Source organism: Cellulophaga sp., assembly GCF_039943695.1.
Classification (GTDB): domain Bacteria; phylum Bacteroidota; class Bacteroidia; order Flavobacteriales; family Flavobacteriaceae; genus Cellulophaga.
In genome coordinates, this window is the sequence record NZ_JBDVAA010000168.1 from 1 (window position 1) to 11,253 (window position 11,253).

8 protein-coding genes are annotated in these 11,253 nt (G+C 32.2%); 5 read left to right on the forward strand and 3 right to left on the reverse strand.

The genetic code is table 11. The features are described 5' to 3' along the window. Window positions 1-341: 341 nt before the first annotated feature. Genes ABJD66_RS11210 through ABJD66_RS11230 form a run of 5 tightly spaced genes read left to right on the forward strand, consistent with a single transcriptional unit; the run spans window position 342 to window position 9,095 of the window. Complete coding sequence (locus ABJD66_RS11210) at window positions 342-2,771, forward strand: ABC transporter permease (protein ID WP_348131530.1); 2,430 nt, start codon at window positions 342-344, stop codon at window positions 2,769-2,771. A gap of 29 nt (window positions 2,772-2,800) precedes the next feature. Then, window positions 2,801-3,553 carry a head GIN domain-containing protein gene (locus ABJD66_RS11215; RefSeq protein WP_348131532.1) on the forward strand — a complete coding sequence of 251 codons (753 nt, stop codon included), beginning with the start codon at window positions 2,801-2,803 and terminating at the stop codon, window positions 3,551-3,553. A gap of 12 nt (window positions 3,554-3,565) precedes the next feature. Then, window positions 3,566-5,953 carry an ABC transporter permease gene (locus ABJD66_RS11220; RefSeq protein WP_348131535.1) on the forward strand — a complete coding sequence of 796 codons (2,388 nt, stop codon included), beginning with the start codon at window positions 3,566-3,568 and terminating at the stop codon, window positions 5,951-5,953. Between the two features lie 24 nt (window positions 5,954-5,977). Then, window positions 5,978-8,422, forward strand: coding sequence for an FtsX-like permease family protein (locus ABJD66_RS11225; RefSeq protein WP_348131538.1), 2,445 nt, complete (start codon window positions 5,978-5,980; stop codon window positions 8,420-8,422). A gap of 10 nt (window positions 8,423-8,432) precedes the next feature. Further along, complete coding sequence (locus tag ABJD66_RS11230; protein ID WP_303542079.1) at window positions 8,433-9,095, forward strand: ABC transporter ATP-binding protein; 663 nt, start codon at window positions 8,433-8,435, stop codon at window positions 9,093-9,095. Window positions 9,096-9,207: 112 nt separating this feature from the next. On the opposite strand, the gene ABJD66_RS11235 is transcribed toward ABJD66_RS11230, so the two are convergent. The 3 genes from ABJD66_RS11235 to ABJD66_RS11245 all read right to left on the reverse strand — a co-directional run. Beyond that, window positions 9,208-9,594: a hypothetical protein gene (locus tag ABJD66_RS11235; RefSeq protein ID WP_348131541.1), complete on the reverse strand. Its 387-nt coding sequence runs from the start codon at window positions 9,592-9,594 to the stop codon at window positions 9,208-9,210. Further along, window positions 9,591-10,010, reverse strand: coding sequence for a GreA/GreB family elongation factor (locus tag ABJD66_RS11240; RefSeq protein WP_100894558.1), 420 nt, complete (start codon window positions 10,008-10,010; stop codon window positions 9,591-9,593). The genes ABJD66_RS11235 and ABJD66_RS11240 overlap by 4 nt, the downstream gene beginning before the upstream one ends. Window positions 10,011-10,025: 15 nt before the next feature. Continuing rightward, window positions 10,026-11,253: Glu/Leu/Phe/Val dehydrogenase (locus tag ABJD66_RS11245; protein ID WP_348131544.1), on the reverse strand; the 1,228-nt coding region annotated here is incomplete at its 5' end.

The following is an 11,253-nucleotide window of genomic DNA, read 5'->3' on the forward strand; positions in this document are numbered from 1 at the left end:
CTTTATGCAAAATTGGCTACAAGATTTTACTTATAAAATTGAAATTAAATGGTGGGTATTTTTATTGGCAGGTGGTTTTGCAATGCTAATAACAATTGTAACTGTTGGTTTTCAGTCTATAAAGTCTGCAATAGCAAACCCAGTTAAAAGTTTACGAACAGAATAACTCTTTTTTTAACGTACAAATTATGGACACTTAGTGTAAAAAATTTAGACACTTTCAAATTTTTTGAATCCTAAATTAAGTGTAAGATATTAAAAATCAGTAGTTTATATTTTTGGCACAGAATTAGAATATTAGTAAGCATCAATCAAAAAACGAACAGTAAAGAATAAAAATTATGTTTAAAAATCAATTAAAAATAGCATGGCGTAATTTAAAAAATAACCTGTTTTTTACATTTTTAAATGTATTTGGCTTAGCTATAGGTGTTGCAGGAGCGCTACTAATTTCATTATATATTTATGATGAGCTTAGTTATGATAAAATGTTTGCAGATGAAGCACTAATTCATAGAATAAATGCAGATATAAAATTTGGAACATCTTCTAATAATTTAGCTGTTGTAACGCCACCAATGGCATCAGTTTTAGAAAAAGAATACTCAGAAGTACAGCTAGCAACAAGGTTAAGAGGCTGGGGCGGAATGTTGGCGCGCCAAGCAAATTCTACTAAAAATATAAAAGTTAATGGTAATGCTTTTGCAGATCCTTCTTTTTTTAAAATGTTTGGACTAGGCTTATTACAAGGTAATACAGAAACAGCATTACAAGAGCCAAATACTATTGTAATTAGTAAATCTACAGCAAAAACACTTTTTACAGAAGAGCAAGTAATAGGCAAACAAATAGTTTTAGATAATGATGAGGTATATACGGTAACAGGAGTTATAGAAGATTTTCATAAAAATTCGTTTTTAAGAGATTATAGTATGCTTATGTCTATGGCTAGTAACCCAAATGCAAAAGAAGTTACTTGGGGCAGCAACAACTTTAGCACTTTTGTAAAGTTAAACGCTAATACTAACATAGCTAGTTTTAATAAAAGGTTGCAAAATGTATTTACAAGTTATGTTGTACCCTATGCTCAAAAAACATTTGCGCCTACAATGACGGTAGAACGCTTTAAAAGCGAGGGTAATTCTTATGTTTTTAGCACTATACCGCTACGTAAAATACACTTACACTCAGACCGTGTAGCAGAATTAAACCCCAACAATAGCATACAAAATATTTATATTTTATCATTTATAGGCTTGTTTTTAGTGGTTTTAGCAAGTGTAAATTTTATGAATCTTTCTACAGCTCAATCTCTTAAAAGAGCCAAAGAAGTTGGTGTTCGTAAAACATTAGGTTCTTCTAAATACCATTTAATAAAGCAATTTTTAATAGAGTCTGGTTTGGTGGCTTTTATAGCATTAATTTTTGCTGTCTTGCTTACTTTTTTAGCATTACCATATTTTAATGACTTAGCAAATAAAAGCATAGAAATTCCATTTTTAAATCCGTTTTTTTGGATTTCACTTTTGGTTTTTACACTGTTTTTAGGATTACTTTCTGGTAGTTATCCAGCATTTTTTATGTCAAAATTTAAACCAGTAACGGTATTAAAAGGAGGAGGTAAAACAACAGGTACTGGCGGAAAAATAAGAAACGGATTGGTTGTTTTTCAATTTGCAATCTCTGTGTTTTTAATGGGCAGCACATTGGTGGTTTTTCAACAATTACAATATATAAAAGGTAAAGATATTGGTTACACCAAAGAACAGGTTCTGGTTTTAGATGATGTATATGCTGCTGGTGACCAAGTAACATCTTTTAAACAAGAAATAGAGAAATTAGCAAGTGTAAAAAGTGTGTCGTTAACAAGTTTTTTACCAACGCCATCTAACAGAACAGACCAATCTTTTACGGCAAAAGGAAGAGCTGTTGAAGACGCAGTAGTACAAATGCAAAAATGGGATGTAGATGAAGATTATATTCCTACCTTAAGTATAAATCTTGTTGCAGGAAGAAATTTTGACCCTAAGTATAAAACAGATTCTACAGCTATTATAGTAAATGAAACAGCATTAAACAGGTTGGGAATTAACCCAACGGATGCTATTGGAATGGCATTTGTAGATGATTCTGATACTACAGAATATAAAGTTATTGGCGTGGTTAAAGATTTTCATATCTCTACATTACGTAATACAATAGACCCTGTAAGCTTTAGGCTAAGCCGCAGAGTAAGTAGCAAATTAGTAGTAAAACTAAGTCAAGGAGATTTTGCTAAATCTATAGCAAGTATAGAAGGTTTATGGGCAAATGTAGCTTCAGAACAACCATTTAATTATTATTTTTTAGACGATTCTTTTAACGATGTTTATAAAGCAGAAGAGCGTTTAGGTAAAATATTTATTGCTTTTACCATTTTATCTATACTAATAGCTTGTTTGGGGTTATTTGGTTTAGCAACATTTAATGCAGAAAAGCGAATAAAAGAAATAGGAGTACGCAAAGTGCTAGGAGCAAGTATAAGTAACATTGTGTACAAATTAACATTAGACTTTTTAAAACTAGTAGCAATAGCTATAGTAATTGCTATACCATTGGCTTGGTTTGTAATGACAAAGTGGTTAGAAGATTTTTCATACCAAATAGAAATTAACGGATGGTCTTTTATTTTAATTGCGATGTTGGTGCTTACAATTTCAATTGTAACAGTAAGCTATCAAAGTATAAAAGCAGCAATATCTAACCCAGTAAAAAGCTTACGAACAGAATAAAATCATCAATCAAAAAATAAATAGAACCTATGAAAATCAATCAAATTAAAATAATAACAGCACTTTTTTTAGTAGTAATGACTATGAGTGTTAGGGCACAAGTAAGTGAAAAAAAAGTAGCAGCATTTAATAAAGTAATTATTAGTCCGCACATACAAGTAACTTTTGTAGAAGGAGAAACAGAAAGTGTAACAATTGAAAGTAGCACGGTAGCAGAAAACAAAATAAATGTTGAGGTTTCTGGAAAAACTTTACGTGTATATTTAGAAGGGGCAAAAGAGTTTACTAAAAGCGAAAAAACAAATAAAAATGGCTACAAACAGCGTACATCTATCTACAAAGGTACCGTTGTAAAAGCTGTTATTACCTATAAAAACATAGAAGAAATATCTTTAAGAGGAGAAGAAACCATAGTGTGTAAAAGTCAGTTTGCCCAAAACAAATTACGATTAAAAATATATGGCGAATCACAAGTGTTTTTAAATGATACAGACCTTAAAGAATTGCATGCTACTATATACGGAGAAAGCTTTTTAGAACTAAAAAAAGGTAGTGTAGAAAACCTGAAAATTACAGCTTACGGAGAAACTAAAATTAACACTTTAGGCATAAAAAATGACAACACAAAAATTACAGCTTACGGTGAGGGTAGTTACCGCGTACAGGTTTCTAAAAAATTAAAAGTTACGGCTTACGGTGAGGCAACCGTTGCTTACCAAGGAAATCCGGAGTTAAATAAAGGTCTAATTATTGGCGAAGCAACTATTCAAAAAATACAGTAAAGACTAAAAATTATGTTTAAAAACCATATCAAAATAGCATGGAGAGGTCTTAAAATGGACAAGATGTTTTCTGCATTAAATATTTTAGGACTATCAATAGGCTTAACAATAGCAATACTACTTTTCTCTTTTATTTCTTTTGAAAAAAGCTTTGACAAACAATATAAAAGCTACTCAGATATATACAGAGTGTTGGTTAATACCACAGGAGATGCTTTTGATAAAGAAATTATGGCAACAGCTCCGGCAGCAGTTGCACCAGCTTTAAAAGAAGAATTGCCTACAATAAAATATGCAGCCAGAATGTTGCAACACAGCTTTGGCGAAACAGCCTTTATAAAAGCAAATAACAATAATTTTTTAGAAAAAAGATTGTTTTGGTGTGACCAGGAACTTTTTTCAATTTTTGATACTAAATTTATAAAAGGAGATCCTGCTTCTGCAATTACTAGGCCTAATACGGTTGTATTGTCTAAAAGTGCAGCAAAAAAATACTTTGGAACTATAGACCCTATGGGGAAAACTATAAAAGTAGATGATAAAACAGAATTAGAAGTAACGGGTGTTTTTGAAGACTTTGCTAAAAACAGTACGGTAGATTGTAATTTAATAGCATCATTTAGTACCACATACTTTTTTAAAGAACCAAGCTGGAGCAACTCTAGTTTTGAGACTTATGTGCAATTAAAAGACAATGCATCTAAAATGGCTTCAGAAAATCAAATGCAGCAAATTTTAGATAAAAACGTGGACAAGCAAGGACAATGGTATACACTTTCTTTACAGCCATTATCAGAGGTGCACTTATATTCTAAAGGTTACACAAGTACATACACATCTAGAATTGGTAGTATTTCTGAAATTAAAAACTTATCGTTTTTAGCATTGCTTATTTTACTTATTGCTTGCGTTAATTATATGAATTTAATGACAGCACGCTCTCAAAAAAGAGCAAAAGATGTGGGTATAAATAAAACGCTTGGAGCATCATCTAAAAGTTTAGTTGCTAGGTTTTATGCAGAAACAGGTTTGCTAACTTTAATTGCATTATGTATTGGTATTGCACTATCTATTGCAATTATTCCTGTTTTTAATAGTATAACAGGTGCTAGTTTAGATTATAAATTTTTAATAACTCCAACTTTTATTATTGGTGTATGTGTTGTTTGGTTGGTAACTACATTGGTGGCGGGTTCTTACCCTGCTTTTTATTTATCTGGTTTTTCACCAAGTTCTATATTAAAACCAGCAAATAGAACCGTAAGTAATGCAGTTATTAGAAAAGCATTGGTTGTATTTCAGTTTACAGCTTCTGTGATTTTAATTGTGGGTGTATTAGTTGTTTACCAACAGTTAGAGTTTATGAAAAATAAAGACTTGGGTTATAAGCCAGAAAACGTTGTAGCTGTTTCTACAGCTGCAATTAAAACTTACAATAACAAACAGGCTTTAGCAAGTGAGGTTAAAAAACTAAGCTCGGTTATAGAAGTTGGTTCTGCCCAGGGTTTTCCTGGTATGGATGTAAGTGGAAGATCTTTACATAAAAACGACCAAGATGAAAACGGAAAAAGTATACAAACCAATGTAGCAGATGCTAGCGTTTTAGATGTATTGCAATTAAAGCTTTTAGCAGGTAAAACATTACCAAACGTGAAGCAAAAGGGCGATACGCTTGTAGACGTGGTTTTAAATAAAAAAGCAATTGCATACTTAGGTTTAACACCAGAAGAAGCTATTGGTAAAAAAGTAGATATGCAGTTGGGAGATGATGCTACAATAATTGGTGTTGTAGACGATTTTAATTTTGAGTCTTTACACAAACCAATTGGTGCTTATGCTTTTCATAACAGTAGGTTTGAGGGCAAGCCTTACTTGCTTGTTCGTTTTAATAGCACATCTATAACAAGTACAATGAAACAATTAGAAGCTGTATATGCTAAGGTTGCTCCAGACTCTAGTTTTGATTATACGTTCTTGGATAAAAATATGGAACAGCTATATGTTCAAGATCGTAAAATGGCACAAGTTGGATTGTTATTTTGTTTGCTAGCCATTTTTGTAGCGTGTTTAGGCTTGTTTGGTTTGGCAGCATTTACAGCAGAGCAACGTAAAAAAGAAATAGGTGTGCGCAAGGTGTTGGGTGCAAGTGTAGTAGGCATAACGCAAATGTTATCTAAAGATTTTTTAAAGTTAATAGCTGTGTCTTTAATAGTGGCTTTTCCTGTTGCGTATTTTGTAATGCAACAATGGTTAGAGGAGTTTGCTTTTAGAGTAAATATTAGCTGGTTTGTGTTTTTTATAGCAGGTATGTGTGCTATTTTAATAGCACTATTAACGGTAAGTTTTCAGGCAATAAAAGCAGCAACAGCAAATCCAATAAAAAGTTTAAGAACGGAGTAAATTTTACTCTATAAAATAATAATTATGATTAAGAATTATTTTAAAATAGCGTTTAGAAACTTATTTAATAATAAACTCTTTTCTTTAATTAAGATTAGTAGTTTGGCTATTGGCCTAAGCGTGTCTTTTGTTATTGGTTTAATGGTGTATTACGATTTTACTTTTGATAAATTTCATCCAGACAAAGATCATATATACAGGGTAACAACAGAGTTTGTAACTCCAGAGGGTAGTTTTTATAATCCGGGAGTTTCAGTTCCTTTAGCTGATGCCTTAAAACAAAATTCGGCTAGTTTGGCTGCTGTTGCCCCTTTTTTAACTACGTATCCGTTACATATAAAAAATACAGCAACAGATAAAACATTTAAAAGACCAGATTATGTAATTTATGCAGATAAAGGTTTTTTTAATGTATTTAAATATAAATGGTTGGCTGGCTCTAAAGAAAGTGCGCTAGAGAGTCCAAATCAGTTAGTGTTATCAGAAAAAAGAGCTAAAAAATATTTCCCCAATACCGCTTATACAGATATAATAGGCGCAAATATGGTGTATAACGATACCATAAATATGCAAGTAACTGGTGTGGTAGCTAATTTTACAGAGCGTACAGATATTGTTTTTGAAGAGTTTATATCATTAAAAACAGCTCATCAGTCAGATATGACAAGTGCTGTATTAAGTAGCAATTGGAACGGAACCAACTCGGCTTCACAATTATTTATAAAAATAGCTAAAAATTCTAGTGCTAAAAATGTACAGCTTACACTAAATAAGTTAGCAAAAGAGCATAAAGACCCTAATGAAGAAGAGTTTGGTAATGAGCGTAAGTTTTATATGCAGCCATTACAAGAAATGCATTTTGATACTAACTATTACACTTTTGATTTTGACTCGGAGCCAGCAAGTAAATCGGTACTAATAAGTTTAGGCTGTATTGCTCTTTTTTTATTGTTATTGGGCAGTATTAACTTTATAAATTTAAATACAGCACAGGCAACGCAAAGAGCAAAAGAAATTGGTGTTAGAAAAACACTAGGAGGCTCTAAAAAACAACTAATTTATCAGTTTTTAGGAGAAACTTTTTTACTAACCATTTGTGCTGCAATTGTGTCCATAGCACTTTCTTTTTGGCTGTTAAATATATTTGCAAACTATATACCAAAAGGTCTAAGTTCAGAGCTGTTTGCAGAGCCAACAGTTATTGTATTTATTATTGTATTACTATTAGTTGTTACATTATTATCTGGTTTTTATCCGGCAGTAGTACTCTCTCATTTTAAACCAATAGCAGTACTAAAAAATCAAATTGTAGCTTCTAATGATAAAACATCATTACGTAAATACTTAACTGTTTTTCAGTTTATAATAGCACAGGTTTTTATAATAGCAACGCTTTTAGTGGGTAAGCAAATAGCATTTTTATTGCAAAAAGATATGGGTTTTAGAACCGAAGCCATAGCATCTGTTAGAGCTCCTTGGTATACTATGACGCCAGAAAAACAACAACGATTATTAACTAAAATTGAAGCCATACCAGAGGTAAACAAAGTTAGTTTAGCAGAATATCCGCCAGCATCTTTTAGTACTAGCGCAACAAATACTAGTTATTTTGATGAAACTAATGCACCAGTACATACAGAACTACAATTATTATATGGCGATAAAAACTATTTAGATATCTACGGAATTGAATTACTTGCCGGGAGAAAGCAAAATAATGATAGTATTAAAGAATTTGTAATTAACCAAACGTACTTGCGTTTATTAGGTTTTAAAAAGCCCAACGATGCTATAGGAAAAATGATTAAAAGTGAAGGTGAAGAACACCAAATAGTAGGTGTTATGAAAGATTTTAATCAGCGTTCTTTAAAAACAGGAATTAAACCATTGGCTTTTGTAGGTACAGGCGGAGCAAACAGAAAATTTAAAACATTTCATATTTCTTTTGCTAATGTTAACGGAGAAAACTTATCTAATGCAACTAAAAAGTTAGAAAATGCTTGGAACAGTGTTTACACAGATGAGCCCTTTGAACTTATTTTTATGGATGAGACTATAAAACACTTTTATAGTCAGGAACGTAAAACTGCTGTATTGTTAAATTGGGCAACAGGTTTAGCTATTGCAATTAGCTGTTTAGGTTTACTAGGTCTTGTGGTTTATACTACTGAACGCAGGACCAAAGAAATAGGCATACGTAAAGTATTAGGAGCATCTTTATTAGAACTAAATCTGTTGCTAAGTAAAGAGTTTTTAAGCTTAGTTGCTATTGCATTTATAATTGCTGCGCCAATAGCCTATTTTGGTATAGATTATTGGTTGCAAGACTTTGCAAATAAAACTAGTTTAAGTTGGTGGGTTTTTGCAATTAGCGGTGTTGTTATGCTAATAGTTGCAATGTTAATTATGGGTGTGCGCACTTATATGTCATCTACTAAAAATCCAATAAAAAGTTTACGAACAGAATAAAATACAAATTATGTTATTAGAATTAAACAACATATACAAGTGGGTACAGTCTGGCGGGCAAAAAATATTTTTGCTAAAAGACATTAATTTAAAAGTAGAAGAAGGCGAGTTTATTTCTATTATGGGGCCGTCTGGTTCAGGAAAATCTACCTTACTTAATATTATAGGTATGCTAGATATATTTAATGAGGGTGAATATAATTTTTTAGAAGACTCTGTACATAATTTAAAAGAAAAACACCGCTCTAACTTGTATAAACAGTACATTGGTTTTGTTTTTCAGGCCTATCATTTATTAGATGAGCTTACCGTTTATGAAAACTTAGAAATGCCATTGTTGTACAAAAAGTATGGCTCGTCTGAGCGTAAAGCATTGGTGGCAGATATGCTAGATAAATTTAATATTGTAGGTAAACAAAACCTGTTTCCTAGTCAGCTTAGTGGTGGTCAACAGCAATTGGTAGGTATTGCAAGAGCCTTAATTTCTAGTCCAAAACTTATTTTGGCAGATGAGCCAACAGGTAATTTAAACTCTAAGCAGGGAGAAGAAATTATGGAGATTTTTAAAGAGTTAAATAAAGAAGGCGTAACAATTATACAGGTTACACACTCAGAAAAAAATGCGGCTTATGGGTCTAGAACCTTAAATTTATTAGACGGAAGACAAGTATAAAAGTATATAAAAAAGAACACAACAGCCCCCACCGTTGTGTTCTATCTAGGCCTAAATGCAAAAACCTAGTTTTAATAAGAAGGATTAACTTACAAAAACCCTCTTATCTCGTTTATGCGGTTTTAAGTAAAATCAGAGAAAAAGTTTTGGTTTTAGTTTTTCTGTATTTGTGTACATAAGCCAAATATTCATTTCTTTTTCTTTCGTGATTTTCAAGATAAAAAGCATCACATTCTACAGTGTCACATTCTAAATTACCAAGTGCAGTATTGTTATATCTACGCATTTCTACTATCATTTCTGCATTTTCTTTTTGTAAATTTTGCAGCTCTTGATTTATAGTTTTTTGATTAGCAATGCGCTTTTCTATCTCTATTAAATACCCTAATTCTTCAGCAATAAACTCTAAGTTACTTATCCAATTGCGCAGCTCTTCCTTGTCTTTTTTCATCATTATGCTGCCGTCTTCCTCGTGGTTATAAAACAATTTTGAACTCATACTACAGTATTTATATCTATATAATTATTTTTTTGTTCTACGTTGGTTACCGTAAGGGTTTTTTCTCCTGCTGGGAACTCCCATAAAAGTGTATCGCCTTTTGCGTAACCAATTACGGCAGTGCCCATAGGAGTTAAAATAGATAATTTTTTGTTTTTTAAATCACTATCAGAAGGCTTAACTAATTGAAAACTATTTTGCCATCCTTCTTCTGCGGTAATAGTTACAATAGAGTTAAACCTAATAACATCTGTAGGCATATCTTTTTCGTCTTTTACAGTAGCAGTTTTTAGCTCGTTATTAAGCTTAGCAATAGATTTTTTATATGTTACATCTTTATGATAACCAGATAGGTTCATCAATTTTTTTAACAGCACATATTCTTTTTTTTCAATAATTAAGCCTCCGTATTTCATCTTCTTATCTGTTATTTATGGAAAAATTCCTCTTTGTACATAAGCCTGTTCTAAACGTTCTATGGCAATATTAAAAGCAGCAGTACGCATATCTATATCTTTTTCTAAAGCAGTTTTCATTACTTTATTAAAAGATTCTTTTAGCTTTTTGTGCATTTTTTCTAATACTTCATCTAGCTGCCAAATTTCTCCGTTTCTATTCTGCAACCATTCATAATAACTACCAATTACACCACCAGAGTTGCATAAAATATCTGGTATAATAGCAACACCTTTTTCTAGTAATATTTTTTCAGCTTCTACGTCTGTTGGTCCGTTGGCACCTTCAGCAATTAAAAAAGCTTTAATGCTATCTGCGTTATTTGCCGTAATTTGGTTACCCAAAGCGGCTGGTACACAGATATCGCAATTAATACCAAAGAAGTTTTCGTTTAATATTGGTGTAGCATCGCTAAAGCCTGCAACAGCACCATTGTGTTCCATAGTATGCTTGTATAAATCTTCAACAGATATTCCGTTTTCATTTATAATAGAGCCAGATGCATCTTGTACGCCAACTAAAATGGCACCTTCATTTTCTAAAAAATGAGAAGTCCAGTAACCAACATTACCAAAACCTTGTACAATGTATTTTTTATCTTTTAGGCTTACTTTTTTATTTTCTGCCCAAAATTTTATACTTAAAAACACACCATAACCTGTAGCCCTGTCTCTACCTTCAGAGCCTCCGGCACCTACAGGTTTTCCTGTAACAACGTGCATATTTTTAGAGCGTTCTGATGGTGCTTTTGTAGACATGTATGTATCTAAAATCCACGCCATTGTTTGCGGATTTGTGTTAACATCTGGTGCAGGAATATCTAATTCTGGACCAATATTATCTCCTAAAGCATAAGTAAATCTTCTAGTAATGCGCTCTAGTTCTGCTTGTGAATATTTACTAGGATCTAGTTGTATACCACCTTTGGCACCACCGTAAGGCAAACCTGCTAAAGAGGTTTTCCAGGTCATCCACATAGCTAAAGCTCTGGCAGCATCTATATCTACAGTTGGGTGATAACGTAAACCACCTTTATATGGGCCAAGCGCATTGTTATGTTGTACTCTATAACCTGTAAATACCTCTACATCTTCATTATCCATTTTTACAGGAAAATGCACAACAAGCTCGTTGTTAGTGATGCTTAATATTTTTCTAATATTAGGATTTAAGTTTATGTTATCTGCGCTATAATTAAATTGT

Excerpts from the sequence above, each read along its gene's own strand:
- ABJD66_RS11210 (WP_348131530.1), top strand. The coding sequence starts at position 342 with ATGTTTAAAAATCAATTAAAAATAGCATGGCGTAATTTAAAAAATAAC.
- ABJD66_RS11220 (WP_348131535.1), top strand. The coding sequence starts at position 3,566 with ATGTTTAAAAACCATATCAAAATAGCATGGAGAGGTCTTAAAATGGAC.
- ABJD66_RS11215 (WP_348131532.1), top strand. The coding sequence starts at position 2,801 with ATGAAAATCAATCAAATTAAAATAATAACAGCACTTTTTTTAGTAGTA.
- ABJD66_RS11230 (WP_303542079.1), top strand. The coding sequence starts at position 8,433 with ATGTTATTAGAATTAAACAACATATACAAGTGGGTACAGTCTGGCGGG.
- ABJD66_RS11240 (WP_100894558.1), bottom strand. The coding sequence starts at position 10,010 with ATGAAATACGGAGGCTTAATTATTGAAAAAAAAGAATATGTGCTGTTA.
- ABJD66_RS11225 (WP_348131538.1), top strand. The coding sequence starts at position 5,978 with ATGATTAAGAATTATTTTAAAATAGCGTTTAGAAACTTATTTAATAAT.
- ABJD66_RS11235 (WP_348131541.1), bottom strand. The coding sequence starts at position 9,594 with ATGAGTTCAAAATTGTTTTATAACCACGAGGAAGACGGCAGCATAATG.